Here is a 19,217-nt window from a genome sequence, read left to right as displayed (position 1 = left end):
GTTTTAGACCACTCTTTTTCTAATTGAACTAAAGTCAGCAGGTTAATCGGACAACATACCTATAGAAATGTGAAGACAATGCAAAAAGAGGAAAGAACAATCAATTGTTCTTTCCTCCACAATTATTACAATTGCTTTTTACACTGGAAAATTAATAATACCATTGCAGCTACAATACTAATAGAGATAAGAATGAAGCTTGGTTTTATTATAGTATTCGTTAGCATAAACAAACTTATAGCTTGTATTAATACCACAAACAAACCATAGACAAACCCCTTCTGATCCCTTTTTCTAATAGCTAAAAATAATTGAGTTGTTATAATGTTTGCTACTACTATAATTCCAAATGCTATAGCATAATCTACTGAAAAAATCGAAGTTCCTTCCTGTGTGCCAAAAAGAGAAAATGAAGCAATTAAAAAAGCCGATAAGTTTATAACAATCATAGCAAGAACCCAAATAATCCATTGCATAGTTTTATTCATGTAAAAGTCTCCTTTATTTATTTATTTATTTCGATACAGTTAATAAGATTCCATCCTTTTATACAGAAGAAAATATGAGAAAGTATAAGTCTTAAGAATGGTAAGAACACGATTTGCTTAATTACTAATCAGTAGGAGATAACGGAATATCCCCCACCGATTCATGTATCACTTTGTAGTAGCTCCTATACTTAACGCACGTGTATAAGGTTCTTTTAATACTTTAGCAAGTGTATGAGCATCTCCTACAACAACAGCTCCAATAATCCGAATGTTCTCTCGTTTTAATTTTCCATTAACAGTAAGAGTATTGAAAATGTTTGTAAAATCATCTTTATTTTCTTTACTATTCTTCATTCCATATGAGACATCTTCCATAAATTCTTTTACTGGGTTTTCATATTTCTCTCCCGTTTTTGAGAAAGTAGAAATACCCGCAACTTGATCTTCTGTAAATATGTGTGCTGATGTTTCGGCATAAGGTTGATTGGATTTTTGCATACTTGATATCTCATTTTCATTGTATATATCAAGCCAGTACCAATTCAAAGTAGCTTCTTTTGGTAACATTTTTTGTACTTCTTCAATCGTATACGCCTGATCAAATGAAATCGCCATTTCAATAGCTTCATTAATATCGTTATCATTTAACTTAATTGAATCTTTTGGTAAACTTTCATATTTAACCATCGGATGATAAAAATGCATAACATTTTGACCGTAATAAGTGTAAGATTTGTTCTGATTAGGCTGTACATATGTTTCATGTATACTGGAATCTAATGAAATTCCTCTTCTGAAAATGGGTTGTCCATTTAGTAGCTTATATTGAGTTGCAGTAGCATTAGATCCAATGACTTTTATTTGTTCTTCCCAAGGACTTAAGTAAGTATTTGCACCAAAAACAGCGTAATAGGTATCTTTTTCAATCATCTCTTTAGATAAAATGTAGGGTGTAACTTGTAATTTAAATAATATTGCTAACACCATTACAACAATCGATATGAAAATACTAACACTCGACATTCGCATATAGCTTTTTCGTTTTGCCTTATTGATTATTTTTTGTTCACTATTATTAAAATCGAAGAGATCATCTAAATTTTCGTTCTTTTTCATAGGTTTCACTCCATTTCTTCTTAAATTGATTACGAGCGCGATAAAGTAAAGTTCGAACGGTATCAATTTTTATATCTAATATATTAGCTATTTGTTCATATGAAAGATCCATTTCGTATTTCAATAATAATAGGTTTGCTTGTGCTGGTTTAAGTTGATTAATGACTAATTGAAGCTCAGTTCGATTTTCCATATTAATCACAATTTTTTCCGTTTCCTCAGTATGTGCAAGCATATTTTCAAGGAATTCATCATTTACATTTACCTGCGGTTGTCGATTTTGTTTTCGACATAAATCATAATAATTATGAGTAGCTACTTTAAAAAGCCATGCAGAAGGATTTTCAACCTCTAGATGAATCATATTAGTTATAGCTTTATAAAAGGTATTTTGGATGATATCCTCTGCATCCTCACGTGAACATCCACATTTCAATAAATATTGATATATTAGATGAAACTTTGCTTTATATAATTCCTCTATTGAAAGAACTTTCATCATGGTGGCCCACCTGTTTTTTTGTTTTTACACCTCTATAACGAATAAACTTTTAAAAAGTATACAGTTTTATTGAAAATTTTTTTTGAAATAATTTACCTCTGTAATTTTCCCCAAACCTTTATCAACTAGATGGGGCAATACACTAACGGTTATCTTGGTTATTTGCCGATATTTATGATTGAAAAACGTGTTGTATCATATGCTGTATACCTAAAAATAATCCCCAACAGACTGTACCTATTACGATTGCTAATCCAAGATGCACACTATTTTTCAACGCTATATAAACACTAATTAACAAAACAATTGTAGTAGGTAAACCGATAATGACACCCCATGTAACAGTGTATACGAGAGTATTTACTCGAAGGAGGAAACAATGGATATAAAAGAAGTGACACTTTTCGATTGGAATTCCCCAATAAACAGAGGGTTTTCACTGAGAGCATTAGGGCGAGAAGTATTTAAGATTCCTGAAAAGAAGTAATTTAAAAATTTGCACCATTGGAGAAATATGCACAAAAAAAAGCACCTACCAAAAGGTAAGTGCTTAAACGTTGAAAAACGTTGATATAATGCAATTTAATAAGCCGCGTATGCCGTAATTTTTTAATATTGAAAGTTTTAAACCACCACTCCTCAAAGTGGGTGTTCGCAGAGGGTTTCATGTTTGTCCGCATTAACAATGGAATGCGGCATGCCAGTCCGTCCTCAATTAAAACTCCCTTTTACAGCTTAAAGGTTAAAACTTAATATGATTACGAACAATGCAGCTTGTATTCATATAATACTGCAAAATTGATGGAACTGCAAGAATGATGATTGAGAATAAAGAATAAAAATTGTTATTGAATCATTTAAAGAATTTGATCTATCTAGGGGATATGAAGAGCAATGAGCATGTGTTTTACAAAAAATGTTCATAAAAAAGATTGGATGAAAAACGACCACACTTTTACTTCTCAAGTCTTAAATTTTTCGTAGACTAAATCAATTTAAACTGCGTATTCTGTTTGCGCCTCAATAACGGATGGTTAGAAAAATGTGATAATAATTTATTTTTCATACCTTAATGACTCTTGAAAACATCGCTATCAAATGTTAAAATTATCCACATATATAAAGATTATAATTCTTATAAGTCAACTAGAGATTTAGGTTTCTACATTGGAATATAGTTGGACGTGAGCAGTTCAAAAATGGCTTTTAAATCTTAATTTATGAACCGAAATATGCAGTAGTACTAATTTTTATTTAGCAATAGAAGAAAGACGATCTATTTATGGCATTACTGATGAATTTGTTATTTCTGACGAACGTATTTAGGAGATTGTCCAATTAGCTATAGTAAACACTCCAACAGCTTTTAATTCTAAAACAGGTCGACTAGTTGTATTACTTGGAGATAAAATTAAAGATTTATGGCAAGCTATAGTCAACTGTTGCTCCCAAGGAAAGAAATACAATCGCTCGATCTACAGGTTGTTATTTTAAAATAATTTTTAAAATAAGAAACTTATCGTCATACTCTTGACCGAACCATTTCGTTAAAAATAAACATATGATAGAGATATCATAATAAAAAGGAATTGAAAAATAGGAGTGGATAATATGTCAGAGCAACAGCAAGTATTTAGAAGAGCTTTAGGTAACTACCCTACAGGAGTTACAGTGGTAACAACATTTAATGAAAATCATGAACCTCTTGGATTAACGGTCAATTCATTTGCATCGGTTTCTCTAGATCCGTTACTCATTTTATGGTCAATTGATAAAAAATCAAAATCATATAATGAATTTATGAAAACGAAAAAATTTGCCGTAAATATTTTAGCAAGCGATCAACAAGAAATGTGTAACCTATTTTCGAGTAAAATTGAAAATCGTTTTAGTCAATGTAAGTGGCAAGAGTCTGTACAAAATTTACCTATTTTGAATGATACATTATCCGTGCTAGAGTGTGAAACAGTACAGCAAGTTGATGCGGGTGATCATACGATTTTAATCGGGCATGTCATCAATATTGAAAATACAGAAAAGGAACCATTGCTCTATCATCGACGTAATGTAGGGCCAATTCCTGAAGAGTTTTATAAAATAGAAGCAAAGTAAAGGGCAAACTGTGAATTCCTAAGGCTTGGGATTTGCAGTTTTTTTATGAAATTAGGGTAAAATAAAAAAGCTCTTCGCCTTTTTATTTCCAAGGCTTAGGCTTTATTGATAATTTCATGGGTTAATGCGTAAATATCAATTTGCGTTTCTTCTGCGATAACGTCTGCTAACATAACTTCTTTGAAGTATGCGACACTCGTTGGCAGTGGGATACGTAATAACTTTTCTAAAGCAGTTTGATACATATAAACAAATTCTAAATCAGTATTCCCTCGTTTTAGCTCTGCAAATGCTTCGTAGAATTGGTCGAGTTTGTCTGCGAATTCGAGTAAACGGCCTTCTGTAGTGGCATCTTTACCTTCTTTCATACGGTCAAAGAAGATGGCTTGGAATTCTTCTGGAATTTCTGAGACGATGAATTTTTCCATCATTTTCTCTTCGACATGTGCCAACATTTGTTTTAACTCGGGCGATGCATGTTTAACGGGTGTCTTGATATCACCAATGAAAACTTCTGCGAAATCATGGTTAATTGTTTTTTCATACAATGATTTCCAGTCGATCGTTGCGCCATTCATTTCCTCTAAGGTACCGAAGAACATGGCGTATTGTGATACTTTCCAAGAGTGAGCTGCTACATTGTGCTCTTCGAATTTGAAGCGTCCGGGACAGCGAATAATTCGCTCTAAGTCGTTTAAACTTGTAAAAAATTTGTGAATACCTATAAAAATCCTCTCCTCTATATTAAGTATATGCTAAAGTGCAACCTTTTATGTGATGGTTTCACCTATATCTGCATTGTACTACAGAAATATAAAAAACCTGTCCAATTTACGATTTCTTAATAAGTAATTTACATTAGGTTAACACTAGTTTAAGTGTATATGATTAAACCGTAGAAATACTACTTTTTTGCTTATGACTGTTGAATAAAACAACGTAGTTTTTTGTTCATAATTCAGACATTGCACTCTATTACCTTTTCAATTATCGTGAATATAGAAGGAATATCGAAAAATAAATACCATTTAAAGGATTCGATCAAATGATATATTCAATAATCGTTTTTATACATGTAATTAGTGCCATTTTGTCGATTGGACCATTTTTTGTATTGTTACCGATGTTGAAGAAGATGCGTACGACGGAAAATCATCATGCATTAGAGGCATATGTGGGGACATTTTCGACTACCATTCGTATAGTAAAGCATGCGGGCCATGTTCTCGTCACTACTGGATTGCTTGCTATGTGGCTCGGTGGTTGGAACTTACTGACGTCATGGATTGTCATGACATTTGCTGTAATGATTAGCTCAATCGTCTTTTTGGCAAGTGCTTTTAAACCAACTATTCGTACATTTAATACACCAGAATTCGATCAGCAGAAGTTTACCAATAAGTTGGTGAAATCTGTTTGGATTTATATTGTGCTGTTGTTAATTATGCTATGGTTTATGGTTGCAAAGCCGACATTATGGTAATAAAAATATGAAAGCTATCTATTCATCAAATTGATAAATAGATAGCTTTTTTAATATTTTTTCAAATTATTGGGAATTTCAGTGCTTGAGAATGATCTTTCCGTTAAAATTGAAGTTAACAATAATTGTTCAAACAAAGGGGAAATTGAATGTTCGAATTGTTTATAACAATGTTAGAGAGATTAGGAATAATCGTCATGATCGCGTTTATATTAACACGCTTGAAGTTTTTACGTGGTCTGATTGGACAGGAGCAACTTAGTAAGCGCCAGCAATGGATGGCTATTTTGTTTTTTGGTTTTTTTGGGATTATAGGTACATATTCAGGTTTGAAGTTTAGTACTGAAACACAACAGTTTAATCGCTGGGCATCTGAGCTTTCAGCGGATGAAGCACTTGCAAATTCACGTGTAATTGGAGTGGTTATTGCTGGATTGCTAGGGGGATATAAAGTTGGTATTGGAGCCGGCTTGATAGCTGGAATTCATCGCTTAACATTGGGAGGATTTACAGCAGTTCCTTGTGGATCTGCTTCGATTTTGGCTGGTGCTATTGCGGGTATTTTCCATAAAAAGAATAAGGAGATTAGTTTACCTACTGTGTTTTTTATAGGAGCCATAAGTGAAGGGCTTCAAATGCTTAATATACTGCTACTATCAAAACCATTTGAAAGAGCTTGGGACCTTGTAGAGGTAATTGGCTTACCTATGATTATGGCAAATGGATTAGGCTGCGCAGTGTTTTTGTTAATACTAAAAAACGTTGTAAATGAAGAAGAGAAGATTGGTGCAGTACAAGCGCAGAAGACGCTACGAATTGCAGACCAGACCCTACTTTATTTACGCGAAGGAATGAATCAGAAAACGGCACAAGCTGTGTGTGAGATTTTACATAAGGAATTACAAACAAGCGCAGTTGCGATAACGAATCAATCAAAAATATTAGCCCATGTTGGGATAGGTGATGACCATCATATTCCAAATAGCCCAATTATGACACAGATAACAAGGCAAGTAATTGGGGATGGTAAACTGACTGTTGCAAGTAGTGAAATGATTCATTGTCTTAGAGAGGATTGCCAGCTTCATGACGCCATTGTGGCACCTTTAACTCAACGGGGTGAAACAATTGGGACCATGAAATTTTATTTTCAATCGCGTAAGGATATTACCCCTGTAGTAATTGAGCTTATTTCAGGACTAGGGTCATTACTTAGCAATCAACTTGAAATTGCTGCAGCTAAGCAGTCTTTTCAACTCGCAAAAGAGCTTGAAGTGAAAGCATTGCAAGCACAAATTAGTCCACATTTTCTTTTTAACTCGATGAATACCATAGTTTCGCTTATCCGATTAGATCCTGATAAGGCGAGGAAACTTCTATTGTCGTTATCACATTTTTTAAGACAGAATTTAGTGGCTACTACTATGGAAACGACTCCATTAGCTCAGGAATTAAAACATGTGAGAGCCTATTTAGAAATAGAGGAGACGCGTTTTGTTCATAAATTGGAAGTGATTTACGACATAGATGAAAAAGCATTAGTTATGCATCTTCCACCTCTTACTCTACAACCAATTGTTGAAAACGCAGTAAAACATGGAATACAAAATATGCGTGAACACTGCAAAATTTTCGTTCGAATTATAGTAGTAGATAAAGTTATTGTTGTAACGGTTGAGGATAACGGACAAGGGATGTCATTAGAACTGGCTAAGCGAATTGGTAAGGAACAAATCACTTCGAAAACAGGAAATGGCATTGCTTTATATAATGTGAACCGTAGATTGACAATGCATTTTGGTGATGAGGCAGCAATCCAAGTAAAGAGCATAGAAGGAAAAGGTACTGCTATTACATTTTCAGTACCGCAAAGGGAGGTGAGTATTAGTGGAGTCCATTAAAGCATTAATTGTCGATGATGAGTTATATAACCGGGAGGAATTGAAGCATCTTTTATCTATATTTCCTTCTATTATGGTAGTAGGTGAAGCTGAAACAGGGGAAGGGGCGATAATGCAAGCTATACAGCACCTACCAGATGTCGTATTTTTAGATGTTGAAATGCCATCAATGAATGGGATGGAGGTAGCGAAATCGTTACGAGCATTAAAAAAAGTGCCACTTATTATATTCTCAACAGCTTATCCACAGTTTGCAGCAGAGGCTTTCCGTTATGAAGCAGTTGATTATTTATTAAAGCCATATGAAGAAGAGGAAATGGAGCAGGCAGTAGAACGTGTTAAGAAAAAACTGCAGTTTCAACCTATTAACGAGCAAAAGAAAGATTCAGGAAAGTTGGCTGTTGACATAAATGGGGAAATTGTCTATTTGAATTTGGAAAATATATTCTATTTTTCTCGTGAGGATAAACTAACGAAAATTATGACACAGCATGGTGAATATGAGACAAAGTCAGCGCTCAAAGATCTGGAGATTCGTTTGCAAACATACTCGTTTTTCCGTATTCATAAAGGTTATTTAGTGAATTTGAAATATATTAAAGGGTTAAGCCCCTGGTTTAATGGCGCATATCAATTGGAAATAGAAGGTCAGGAGCTCTTATTACCGGTAAGTCGTAATTATGTAAAAAGTTTAAGGAGAATTTTGGAAATTTAATATTATACTTTTTATTTTAAAAATTCCTGCATTTTAGCCAGCGATTTTAACATGTAAATTGTCCATATCGACATGATAGTCACAGAATGTTCTTAAACAGTTCTCTTTTAATATAATTATGGAAACGCATTCATAAAATGGTGATTACGGGGGGAAGGCTATGATTACATTTTTGGTTGGAATAGTCTTATTGATTGTCGGATATTTCACTTATGGAAAGTTTGTTGAAAAGGTTTTTGGCTCAAAAGAAACAAGGCCGACACCGGCATACACAAGTGCAGATGGTGTTGATTATGTCCCAATGTCAACGACTAAAAACTCGTTGATTCAACTATTAAATATTGCTGGTGTGGGTCCTGTATTTGGTCCAATCATGGGTGCATTATACGGACCTGTAGCATTTATATGGATTGTAGTTGGTTGTATTTTCGCAGGAGCAGTTCATGATTATTTAACAGGCATGATTTCAATTCGTAATCGAGGCGCACATTTACCAGAACTAGCAGGTAAGTTTCTAGGTAAATTTATGAAGCATGTTGTAAATGCTTTCGCAATTTTACTACTATTATTAGTAGGTACTGTTTTTGTTACTTCACCAGCAACATTACTTTATAACTTAATGGACGGTTGGACAGCGATGGGGATTATCGTTGGTGCTATTTTTATCTACTATATTTTAGCGACGTTATTGCCAATTGATAAGATTATCGGTCGATTTTATCCAATATTTGGTGCTTTGCTTTTAATCAGTGCATTGGGTGTTGGCGTTGGACTAGTTGTTACAGGTGCTCCTATTCCTGAACTATCAGTACAAAATTTCCACCCAGATAATTTACCGATTTATCCATTACTGTTTTTAACAATTTCATGTGGGGCACTTTCTGGTTTCCACGCAACCCAATCACCAATCATTTCTCGTACGACCAAAAAAGAGGGAGAAGGTCGTAAAATTTTCTACGGTATGATGATTGCAGAAGGTGTTATCGCTATGATCTGGGCAGCAGCAGGAATGAGTTTATTTGGTAGTTATGAAGGGCTAAATGAATTATTAGCAGCTGGCGGTCCAGCGAAGATTGTTAGTGATGCTTCTATTATGATGCTTGGAGCATTTGGTGGTACATTAGCTATCTTAGGAGTAATCATTTTACCTATCACTTCGGGTGATACTGCTTTCCGAAGTGCGCGCATGATTATCGCGGATTATTTTAAATTATCACAAGCTAAATTTATGAGTCGAATTTGGATCGCTTTACCTTTATTCGTTATTTCATTTGCTTTAACAAAAGTAGACTTTAATATTCTTTGGCGCTACTTCTCATGGGCTAATCAATCTACAGCAGTGATTGCTTTATGGGTTGCGACAATGTATTTATTTTTAGCAAAGAAAAACTATTGGATTTCTCTTATTCCAGGAGTGTTTATGACAATGACAACAATGACATACATTTTAAATGCTACTATTGGTTTTAATTTACCGATAAACGTGGCATATATAGGATCCACAGTCATCACTTTAGCAATAATTGCTATCTTCTTTGTTGCTGCAGTCAAACAAAGGAATGAAAATTCAATATTATTGGATGAAGATGTATCAGGTTATAAGAAGGATTATATCTAATGGGATGTTGCAGTCCTAATTATCGCAAAATAGTAGATGAAGAAGAGCAAAGGATCAACTCAAAAGGAAAAGAAAACATACCTTGGCTTTTCAAATTGATTGTTACCATAATTATTATTTGTGTTTTATTTGTAACAGTATATTAGGTTAAAAAAGCCATTTCATCGATTAGCTGAAATGGCTTTTTTGCTTTTAAGTTAAAGTGAATCCGCTTTGTAATCTAATTAATATTCTAATTAATATTCTGATTAACATAAAAATTTTCTCTTTAAAGCAGAAAAGTTGTTAAAAAGAAAAGGTATAAGAAGGAGGGTGTCGAATTGTATAGTAGTTGGATTATTTTGCAATAAGGGGGATGAATGTGCATGAATAAGGTAGAAAAAATAGCTATTCAAGATGAATATCCGGAAGAATTTGCTTGGTGCTACGGTTGTGGAAGATTGAACACTGAAGGTCATCATATTCGTACGGTTTGGGAAGGTGAAGAAACCGTTACTTATTATGAATCAGGAGATAAATTCACTGCTATACCAGGATTCGTATATGGTGGCTTTATAGCTTCACTTGTTGATTGTCATGGTACCGGATCAGCAGCATTGGCACTCCATAGAAAAAATGGTCATGAGCCAGGTGATAGTGTGGAACCGCCAAGATTCGTTACCGCATCATTACATGTGGATTACCTGAAACCTACGCCACAAGGGGTACAGCTAAAAGCTGTTGGCAAGGTAGAAGAAATTCACCCAAAGAAATTCAAAGTTCACGTGAAATTATATGCTGGGGATGAGCATGTAGTTAATGGAGAAGTAGTAGCGGCTTATATGCCAGCTAGTTTTGTTAAATAACAATTTTATATAGTCTATAAATATTAGTCATCAGAGTTAGTTTTCAACACTTAATTTCAATAGTGCAAATACGAAAACTTTATAATAGAAGTAACTCAAAAACCCACAAGAGAAAATACATTAAAAGGAGTGAGAAAAAATGTTTGATGCGCAAGCTTTTGGAATGAAGTTGAAGGAACTACGAGAGTTAAATGATTATTCAATGTTGTCATTAGGCAGAAAAATTGGCACGTCCGCAAGCCGTATTAAAAGTTGGGAGATGGGAGAGAGTGTTCCATCAGCAAGCTGGATTGTGAAGTTAAGTGGGGTATTACAAGTTTCGGCCGATGAATTACTATTGAATGTAATGGACGAATCAGCTGAGCAAAAAGAAGATAAAGACAAATTTAAAAAACGTAAAGTATTACTAAGAGATATTCATTTATTATTGCCTGAACTTAACAAACAGGACTTATTAGAACTTTATACTTTGGCCGAATTAAAGGCTATGCAAAAAGAGGTTATTTCTTAAATTAATAAATGTTTGTAATCAAGCATGGTCAAATTAAATTTACTTAACACCTTCCTAAATGATAAAGGAAGGTGTTTTTTTTGTTAAGAAAATATCTGCTTTAAAATAAAATTTTGCTTTTAAAGTATTTATCTGATGGAATATTCCACCAGAAAATAAATTGAAAAACATTCTTATACTGTGTATTTCTTCTAAAAACAAGTATGAACTTTGTAATATTTGAACGGTCAAACCTCTATTTTCACCCTTAAATTTAGCGTAATAACAATTTTTTTCAAGAAAACAATAAAAATTGGAGACAGTTTCTTTATGTTTTTTGAGCAACAAGTACTTCAAAAATAATTAATTGGAGTTATATTCCAATGCTTGTTTTAGTAGTTGTGACAACCATTTAGAACACTTTGAAAAAAAATTTTACAGAAAAATGTATAAAATTACAGAATATTGATAACTATTGTAACAGGAATGATACCCCCCCTACATCATTTAGAAATATTCATGACATATGGGGATGTTAGAGTTATCCGTGTTAGTGAAAAGGAGGTCGTTTTTAACGATGAGAAAACAATTGATTGCACTAGCGGCAGGTTTTTTGATATTAGGATCTGCAACAATGACAGCGCAAGCTGCATCTGTTAGCCATAATGTTGAAAAAGGTGATACACTTTGGGCTATTGCACAGGCCAACAAAATTTCAGTCGAAGACTTGCAAGCATCTAATGAGCTAGATTCTTCTTTAATCTTCCCAGCACAACAACTAGAATTAGAATCTAAATCTGATGAAAAATCAGATGACACATATACTATTAAAAAAGGTGATACACTTACTAAAATCGCCAAAGAAAATGAGGTTACTATAGCAGATTTGATGAGTTGGAATAATTTGTCAAGCGATTTAATCTTTGCAGGAGATACACTCGCATTATCCGCTAAGGCAACTTCAAATATTACAAGAGTTCAACAAAAACCTGCTCAAGCGCCACAAGCAAAACAAGCCCAATCAACATCTGGACAAACAACAACATCAGCACCTCAACAAGGAGGTAAAACGATGACTGTACGTGCGACAGCATATACAGCCTATTGTACAGGCTGTTCAGGTGTGACAGCTACTGGTTATGATTTACGTGCAAATCCAGGAGCAAAAGTTATTGCAGTCGATCCTTCTGTTATCCCGTTAGGTTCAAGAGTGTGGGTAGAAGGTTATGGGGAAGCAATCGCTTCTGATACGGGTGGAGCTATTAAAGGGAACCGTATTGATGTCTTTATCCCAGATAATAACAAAGTTTATCAGTGGGGCGTACGTAATGTCACAATCAAAGTATTAAACTAATATGCAATATAAAATGTTCCTCTCATGTCGAAAATATTTCGTTGTGAGAGGGATTTTTTATTTACTTTTTTAAAAAGAGAGTGTATTAGCATTTCTCATACATAATTTCAAACATTTTAGCCATCCTTTTATAAAAGGAGTGGTGTTCAATGAGAGTAAAAAAATCACAATGGATGTTACTAAGCATGACATTATTACTTGGTGCTTGTTCTTCTAATAAAGAAGCTTATAAAGAAGTAACAGCAATTCCAGCTGAATCTGCACATGCAATGTTTATTAATAGTGAAGGTAAATCTATTGGTGAAGCAGTTTTAACTGAAACAGAAGAAGGTGTTAACATCGGACTTGCTTTACAAGGGTTAGAACCTGGCGAAAGGGCGATTCATATTCATGCAGTCGGAAAATGTGAACCACCTACATTCGAGTCGGCAGGTATGCACTTTAATCCAACAGCAAAGCAACATGGATATCTAAATCCAAAGGGGTACCATTTAGGTGATTTGCCAAATTTACAAATCGATAAAGATGGTACAGTTGATTTGGAATTTTCGACTAAAGCATTTACTTTAAAACAAGGAGATAGTCGTTCTATTCTAGATGGAAATGGTAGTGCTTTTGTCATACATGAATCATCAGACGATTATAAAACAGATCCATCAGGGAATTCTGGTAAGAGAATAGCGTGCGGAGTTATTAAAAAATAGTCGATTTGTGAAAAAAATAAGAATTTAAGCAACGAATTCAGCATTTTTCGCGTCACAACTGTATAGTAGTAGTATAAGAAGTTGACGTAAATGGGTGGTTGCGAATGAAACTAAACAAATCGACAATTTTTCAATGGCTGAAAATCATTGTTCCGGTACTATTAATGATTTTTGCTATCCATGAAATAGTTAAGATACTTGGGAATATTAATGGGCAAGAAATTGTTCGAGAGCTAGAGAATTTAGATGTTCGTACTTTAGTATTAATGGCAGCTGTACCTTTAGTTCTTGTATTTCCAATGTTTTTTTATGACTATTTTATTGTGAAAAAACTAAAGATTAAAAGACCTTTAAGACGTTTGATGAAAGAATCGTTAATTATTAACTCTTTCTCGAATCTAATTGGTTTTGGCGGCTTAATTGGTGTGTTGTTACGAACGCATTATTTTAAGAAAAAAGAAGTGGATAGTGGTGCATTTTTCAAAACAATTGCTTCAGTAACTTTATTTTATTTAGCTGGTCTTTCATTATTTGCTTGGGTGTTACCAATCTTCTATTGGGATTTCCCATTATTTAATGAACGGAAAATTTTAGTTATCGCTGTATCAATTATTGGTTTATATGTGCCATTTTTAATTATCAAAGCTATTGTTCAATTAGCTAAAAAAACAACAACACCCCGCAATGTATTAGGTGATGTAGGATTACTAGGTGTATCAGTTTTAGAATGGTTAGGTGCATTTGCATTTATATACTTAATCAGTTATATGCTAGAAGTTCCAATTGGATTTGAAAATTTACTGCCGATTTTCATTGTTGCTTCTTGTGCTGGTATTGTGAGTATGATTCCTGGTGGTCTAGGATCTTTTGATTTAGTGTTCATCTGGGGAACTCAAAGTTTAAATGTCCCTGAAGAATCTGTTTTATTAATGCTGTTATTTTACCGCGTTGGTTATTATATTATTCCTTTTTTTGCGGGGCTTGCTTTGTTCCTTCGAGAGCTATGGGGTAAATTAAATGCCGGTTTTAATAGTGTTCCGAATATTATTTTAGAACGCGCTAGTCATATCACCGCTACTGTTCTTGTGTTTTTGTCAGGATTGTTGCTTTTGTTATCTTCCGCTGCTCCTGGAGCCATTGAAAGAATTAAGTATGCAAAAGATGTATTATCTTTGCCGATAGTCAATGTTTCTCATCAGGTAGCTGTAGCGACAGGATTTATATTGCTAGCGTTATCGAATGGTATTTCATACAAGGATCGACGGTCATATCAATTAACATTATTTGTATTATTGTTTGCTGCAGCATTATTTATTGTAAAAGGTATTCAATATGAACAGGCGCTATTTATGATTTTTGTAGCTGGGCTATTATTTGTATCTAGAGACCGTTTCTATCGTGAAAGTTATATAGTTACGTGGGGTCGCTCAATTATAAATGTGTCTATTATTTTGATTATTACAGCATTGTATGTGGGTATTGGCATTTGGGCGAAGCCATCTGCAAGATATCCAATTCCAGAAAGCATGAGACCATACTTTATTACGGATTCGGGTGATCTATTTCGGAGCGCATTTATCGCTTTAATTGTTGTAACCATTGTTGTATTAATAGAAGTTTGGGTAAGGAAAGTGACACAATTCAAAAAAATATCTTCATTCCAACATGAGAAAGAGATATTTTTACATCTCAATAAATATGGTGGTAAAGAGTTATCGCATCTTATTTTTTTACATGATAAATATATTTTTTGGAATAAGAAGAAAACTGTCTTATTCCCTTATCAGGAAAGTGCCGATAAGTTAGTTGTCCTTGGAGACTTGGTTGGAGAAAAGGCAGACTTTGCGGAAGCAATTGAAGAGTTTGTTGCGCATGCGGATTATTACGGTTACACGCCAGTCTTTTATGAAGTAAGCGATCAGTTTGTTCCTTATCTACATGGCTATGGATACAGTTTCTTTAAATTAGGAGAAGAGGGCTATATTGATATAGATAAACTTGTATATTCAAACGATGATGCAAAGTCCGTTAGTAAGTTAACAAATAGTTTAGAGCAGGAAGGATATTCATTTGAAATTATACAGCCGCCATTTCAAAAGGATCTGATGAAAGAATTGCGCACCTTATCAGATGAATGGCTGGATAATCGAAAAGAAAAGGGATTCTCACTTGGCTATTTCAATGAAGATTATTTGCAATTTGCGCCGCTCGCGGTTGTAAAAAACGGTGAAAATCAAGTTGTGGCATTCTCAAATATCATCCCGTTATATGATGAAGAACAGACTATCTCGATTGACTTAATGCGTTCGAAAAAGACGGATCTTCCAACAGGTATAATAGATTATTTATTCCTTAATATCTTCATCTGGGCTAAGAGTGAGAATTTCAAACTTTTAAATGTTGGTATGACACCACTTTCGCATATTGGTGTTTCCAAGTATGCTACATTAACAGAGAAAATTGCTGCAGAAATTATATTTAATGGGCAAGAATATTATAATTTCAAAGACGTGCAGCATTTTAAAGAGAAATTCGCAAATACATGGAAGCCTAAATATTTGGCTTATAGAAAACGAGCTTATTTACCTTTTACAATGTTACAAATTATGATATTAATAGGTGACAATAAATACGCTACTATGAGAGAGCAAGTATCTGAAATTAAAAACTCTCGTAAACGATAAAATAACCATAAAACCTTAGAGTCCTTTATACGATTCTAAGGTTTTATTATAATTAAAGAAAAAAGAAAATTCTTATAAAGGAGTGGTTTTGTTGATAGGTGAACCCATTTTACGATTACAAAATGTTGAGATGTCTTTTGGTAATAAACAAGTCTTAAATGGTATTAATCTAGAAGTAGGTAAGGGGCAAATTATTGGTTATATAGGACCAAATGGAGCGGGTAAAAGTACAACGGTAAAATTAATGCTTGGGTTAATTGAAGGCTATTCAGGGAAAATTGAAATTTTCGGTAAGGATATTGCTGATGGGGATTATACATATAAAAAAAGGATTGGCTATGTGCCTGAAACAGCAGAGCTATACGATCATTTAACAGCCGCAGAGTATTTAACTTTTACCGGAGAAATGTATGGTTTAGAGCGCGAAGAAGCTGAGAAAAAAGCGTATCAATTGATGTTTCAGTTTGGGTTAGAGCATGCTTTTCATCAACGCTTAACCTCTTTTTCAAAGGGGATGCGTCAGAAGGTGCTAATCATTTCTAGTGTATTGCATAATCCAGATTTATTGTTTTTTGATGAACCTTTAAGTGGGTTAGACGCAAATAGTGTACTCGTTGTGAAGGAGATTTTAGCAAAGCTTGCTGATGAAGGGAAGACTGTTTTTTATTCTTCTCATATCATGGAAGTTGTTGAGAAGATTAGTGATCGAATTGTGCTTTTAGTTAATGGTTTAGTAGTAGCAGATGGTAGTTTCGAAGAGTTACAACAGCAAGGTAAGGAGGGGACACTAGAGGAAATATTCAATCAGATGACAGGATTTAATCAACAGGTGGAGATCGCCGAGCGTTTTGTTGAGATTGTGAAAGAAGGTCGAGTACATGAATGATTTTAAATCGTTAAGAGTACTCGATGCGTTCCGGTGGATTTTTGAGAAATTTGATATCGATTATCCAATTATGAGGAAACTTATTCAATTGAAACTAACCATGGATAGTCGTCGAATACCGGCTATTTTCAATGGACAAAAGCAGAAAAAAGAAGGCAATCAATTTATTAAATCACTCTGGATATATCTTTTTTACGGACTCTTATTGTTAACCCCTTTTTTATTTTTGGGAAATCAATATATGTTCGCGTCGAGCATTTTATTTACTGTGCTAATGTTCATTACAATTACGACGATGGTGTCTGATTTCTCAGCCGTATTGTTAGATGTGCGTGACAAAAATATATTACAGCCAAAACCGGTCAGTAATCGCACACTGAATGCGGCTAAATTAATGCACATTGTAATTTATTTAGCATTGGTGGAAGGTGCATTTGTCATTATTCCACTTGCTGTTGGTATATATCGATTTGGTATTTTTTACGGGCTCATTTTCATCGTTAGTATTGTTTTTGTTAGTTGTTTTGTCGTTGTCATTACTGCCTTCACATATTTATTTATTCTACGTTTCTTTAGTGGTGAAAAACTGAAGGATCTTATCAATTATGTGCAAATCTTTTTAGCTGTTGCAGTAATGGTTAGCTATCAAGTTATGGCAAATTCATTTGAGTTAACTCAAATGAATTTACAGTATACGTTTTCGTGGTGGCACGCTTTTTTACCCCCTCTTTGGTATAGTGCTTTCTTTGAAGTATTGCTAAACCAAGATTACTCGATAAATATGCTTATATTAATGGCATGTGGTATTGTTATTCCCTTGCTGATGCTGAGGTTATATATTAAGTTGATGCCAACATTTGAGAAAAGCTTATCAAAACTGATGAGTGATACGATACGTACTAAAGGTAAGTCACATTTCTTTGAAGATTTGACTTCGAAAATTTTATGTCGTAATGCTCAGGAGCGTACATTTTATCGATTTGCTTCACTAATGATTCGGCAGGAACGAGAATTTAAATTGAAGGCATATCCACAAATAGGTTTTGCCATTGTTATTCCATTTGTCATGTTTTTTAATGAAGTACGAATCGGTTCTTTAAAAGAAGCTATGGCAAATGAAAATGTGTATCCTTTGTATTTTAGTGCGCTTATGATTCCGACGGTTGTTCATTTATTGAAGTTTTCAGGAGCATATAAAGGTAACTGGATTTTTAGAGCAACACCGATTAGCAACTCGAAAATGTTTTATAGTAGTACACTCAAAGCAGCAATTGTGAAGTTGTTCTTCCCCACTTTTGCTCTGCTAAGCATTGTATTCATTGCTATGTTCTCATGGGCAATTATTCCGGATTTACTTATTATTTTATTAGTTGCAATTATGATGACATTGCTTTCGTATATACTTTTGAATGGAGAAGTATATCCTTTTTCAAATTCTCATGAATTAACACAAGATAATAATACCTTAAAGACTTTATTAGCAATGGTTGTCATTGGTGCATTTGCTTTAGTCCATTATTTAATCGCTATGATTCCATATGCTAAGTTGATATATATGCTGATATTAATAATTGCGGTTGTTATTGGATGGCGTCTTGTTTTTGGAGAAAAGAAAAATCACGGTCACTCTTAGAGCGACCGTGATTTTATTTTATTTCTTTAAAAGAGATTGGTGTAGGTTCTATATTTAAGTCTGGTTGAATAGGCTTAAATTCTAACAAAGCATCTTTGGATAGTGAAGATGATGAACGAACTTGTTCAATTTCTAAACGAAGCTTTTCTGTTTCAGCTATAAAACTTTGTTGTTTCAGTCTTTCAAGCTCGAGTTCATCTTTTAGTATAGAATGTTTAATTTTCAAGCGATCATTGAAAGCTTTTGATGAAATAGCGACAATTGGAATTAATAATGCGAAAATAGGGATTAAAAATGGGCTCATAAACAATCTCCTTTAGTAAAATTATATTGTCATCATTATACTGTAAAATGTTGGGTTTTGTTTCAATTTTATAAAATGACAGAAAATTTAAATTAATTAGGTTATAACTCTTGATTTTACGTGGAGAAAATTGTAATATTAAAAGCACTAAAATTATTTTATAAGGGGGAATGCTAATGAAAGTGTCAAGATTTGAAACGTACTTAGTAGATCAGGATTTTGAGGTTCAAAAAGAAGAGGAAAAACGTGAGGAGATTTGCCATGAGAATAATGGTGAGCAATATCCTGAAGGTTTTTTTACGGAGTTATAGCTATTGAACAGCCGTATTTAAGGGCTGTTTTTTTATGAAAAGGGACTATTTTTTACATAATATCATTG

General features: G+C 33.9%; 18 protein-coding genes and 1 other RNA gene. 13 read left to right on the top strand and 6 right to left on the bottom strand.

Going from position 1 to position 19,217, the window contains the following annotated elements; all coding sequences use genetic code 11:
* Positions 1-125 precede the first annotated feature (125 nt).
* From AC3IS5_RS19115 to ssrS, 4 genes are all read right to left on the bottom strand, one after another.
* The gene (locus AC3IS5_RS19115) at positions 126-488 is read right to left on the bottom strand and encodes a hypothetical protein (RefSeq protein ID WP_489425810.1); all 363 of its coding nucleotides are present in this window, start codon (positions 486-488) and stop codon (positions 126-128) included.
* Between the two features lie 168 nt (positions 489-656).
* On the bottom strand, positions 657-1,607 hold the full coding sequence (locus AC3IS5_RS19110; protein ID WP_489425809.1) for an anti sigma factor C-terminal domain-containing protein: 951 nt from the start codon (positions 1,605-1,607) through the stop codon (positions 657-659).
* On the bottom strand, positions 1,582-2,109 hold the full coding sequence (locus AC3IS5_RS19105) for an RNA polymerase sigma factor (protein WP_489425808.1): 528 nt from the start codon (positions 2,107-2,109) through the stop codon (positions 1,582-1,584). Before AC3IS5_RS19105 ends, AC3IS5_RS19110 begins: the two co-directional genes overlap by 26 nt.
* 583 nt (positions 2,110-2,692) lie before the next feature.
* Positions 2,693-2,888, bottom strand: a non-coding RNA gene (gene ssrS, locus AC3IS5_RS19100) — 6S RNA.
* Positions 2,889-3,720: 832 nt separating this feature from the next.
* Here ssrS and AC3IS5_RS19095 point away from each other — a divergent pair.
* Complete coding sequence (locus AC3IS5_RS19095) at positions 3,721-4,221, top strand: flavin reductase family protein (protein ID WP_489425807.1); 501 nt, start codon at positions 3,721-3,723, stop codon at positions 4,219-4,221.
* Between the two features lie 95 nt (positions 4,222-4,316).
* On the opposite strand, the gene AC3IS5_RS19090 is transcribed toward AC3IS5_RS19095, so the two are convergent.
* Entirely contained in the window at positions 4,317-4,946 is a 630-nt protein-coding gene (locus tag AC3IS5_RS19090) for a YfbR-like 5'-deoxynucleotidase (RefSeq protein WP_193741127.1), read from the bottom strand.
* Positions 4,947-5,266: 320 nt separating this feature from the next.
* Between AC3IS5_RS19090 and AC3IS5_RS19085 the strand changes: the two genes are divergently transcribed.
* The 11 genes from AC3IS5_RS19085 (at position 5,267) to AC3IS5_RS19035 (ending at position 18,534) form a co-directional block, all read left to right on the top strand.
* Positions 5,267-5,704 carry a hypothetical protein gene (locus AC3IS5_RS19085; protein WP_489425806.1) on the top strand — a complete coding sequence of 146 codons (438 nt, stop codon included), beginning with the start codon at positions 5,267-5,269 and terminating at the stop codon, positions 5,702-5,704.
* Positions 5,705-5,853: 149 nt separating this feature from the next.
* The gene (locus tag AC3IS5_RS19080) at positions 5,854-7,605 is read left to right on the top strand and encodes a LytS/YhcK type 5TM receptor domain-containing protein (RefSeq protein WP_489425805.1); all 1,752 of its coding nucleotides are present in this window, start codon (positions 5,854-5,856) and stop codon (positions 7,603-7,605) included.
* Entirely contained in the window at positions 7,592-8,320 is a 729-nt protein-coding gene (locus tag AC3IS5_RS19075; protein ID WP_489425804.1) for a LytR/AlgR family response regulator transcription factor, read from the top strand. The genes AC3IS5_RS19080 and AC3IS5_RS19075 overlap by 14 nt, the downstream gene beginning before the upstream one ends.
* A 160-nt stretch (positions 8,321-8,480) precedes the next feature.
* Positions 8,481-9,938, top strand: coding sequence for a carbon starvation CstA family protein (locus AC3IS5_RS19070; protein ID WP_489425803.1), 1,458 nt, complete (start codon positions 8,481-8,483; stop codon positions 9,936-9,938).
* A 365-nt stretch (positions 9,939-10,303) separates the two neighbouring features.
* Positions 10,304-10,783, top strand: a complete 480-nt coding sequence (locus tag AC3IS5_RS19065; RefSeq protein ID WP_489425802.1) for a PaaI family thioesterase — start codon at positions 10,304-10,306, stop codon at positions 10,781-10,783.
* 139 nt (positions 10,784-10,922) lie between these two features.
* Positions 10,923-11,294 (top strand): helix-turn-helix domain-containing protein, encoded by a 372-nt coding sequence (locus AC3IS5_RS19060; RefSeq protein WP_053418095.1) that lies wholly within the window; start codon positions 10,923-10,925, stop codon positions 11,292-11,294.
* Between the two features lie 556 nt (positions 11,295-11,850).
* On the top strand, positions 11,851-12,627 hold the full coding sequence (locus tag AC3IS5_RS19055) for a 3D domain-containing protein (protein WP_489425801.1): 777 nt from the start codon (positions 11,851-11,853) through the stop codon (positions 12,625-12,627).
* A gap of 149 nt (positions 12,628-12,776) precedes the next feature.
* Entirely contained in the window at positions 12,777-13,331 is a 555-nt protein-coding gene (locus tag AC3IS5_RS19050; protein ID WP_489425800.1) for a superoxide dismutase family protein, read from the top strand.
* A 104-nt stretch (positions 13,332-13,435) separates the two neighbouring features.
* Positions 13,436-16,015, top strand: a complete 2,580-nt coding sequence (gene mprF / locus AC3IS5_RS19045) for a bifunctional lysylphosphatidylglycerol flippase/synthetase MprF (protein ID WP_489425799.1) — start codon at positions 13,436-13,438, stop codon at positions 16,013-16,015.
* 130 nt (positions 16,016-16,145) lie between these two features.
* Complete coding sequence (locus AC3IS5_RS19040; protein WP_489427941.1) at positions 16,146-16,901, top strand: ABC transporter ATP-binding protein; 756 nt, start codon at positions 16,146-16,148, stop codon at positions 16,899-16,901.
* Positions 16,894-18,534 (top strand): hypothetical protein, encoded by a 1,641-nt coding sequence (locus AC3IS5_RS19035; RefSeq protein WP_489425798.1) that lies wholly within the window; start codon positions 16,894-16,896, stop codon positions 18,532-18,534. Before AC3IS5_RS19040 ends, AC3IS5_RS19035 begins: the two co-directional genes overlap by 8 nt.
* Positions 18,535-18,547: 13 nt before the next feature.
* On the opposite strand, the gene AC3IS5_RS19030 is transcribed toward AC3IS5_RS19035, so the two are convergent.
* Positions 18,548-18,838 (bottom strand): hypothetical protein, encoded by a 291-nt coding sequence (locus tag AC3IS5_RS19030; protein WP_489425797.1) that lies wholly within the window; start codon positions 18,836-18,838, stop codon positions 18,548-18,550.
* A 176-nt stretch (positions 18,839-19,014) separates the two neighbouring features.
* On the opposite strand from AC3IS5_RS19030, the gene AC3IS5_RS19025 reads away from it, so the two are divergent.
* Positions 19,015-19,149, top strand: a complete 135-nt coding sequence (locus tag AC3IS5_RS19025; protein ID WP_489425796.1) for a hypothetical protein — start codon at positions 19,015-19,017, stop codon at positions 19,147-19,149.
* Positions 19,150-19,217 lie beyond the last annotated feature (68 nt).

The sequence above is a fragment of the Viridibacillus sp. KH_047 genome (assembly GCF_057838945.1).
This window is presented reverse-complemented; position numbering and strand designations above follow the sequence as displayed.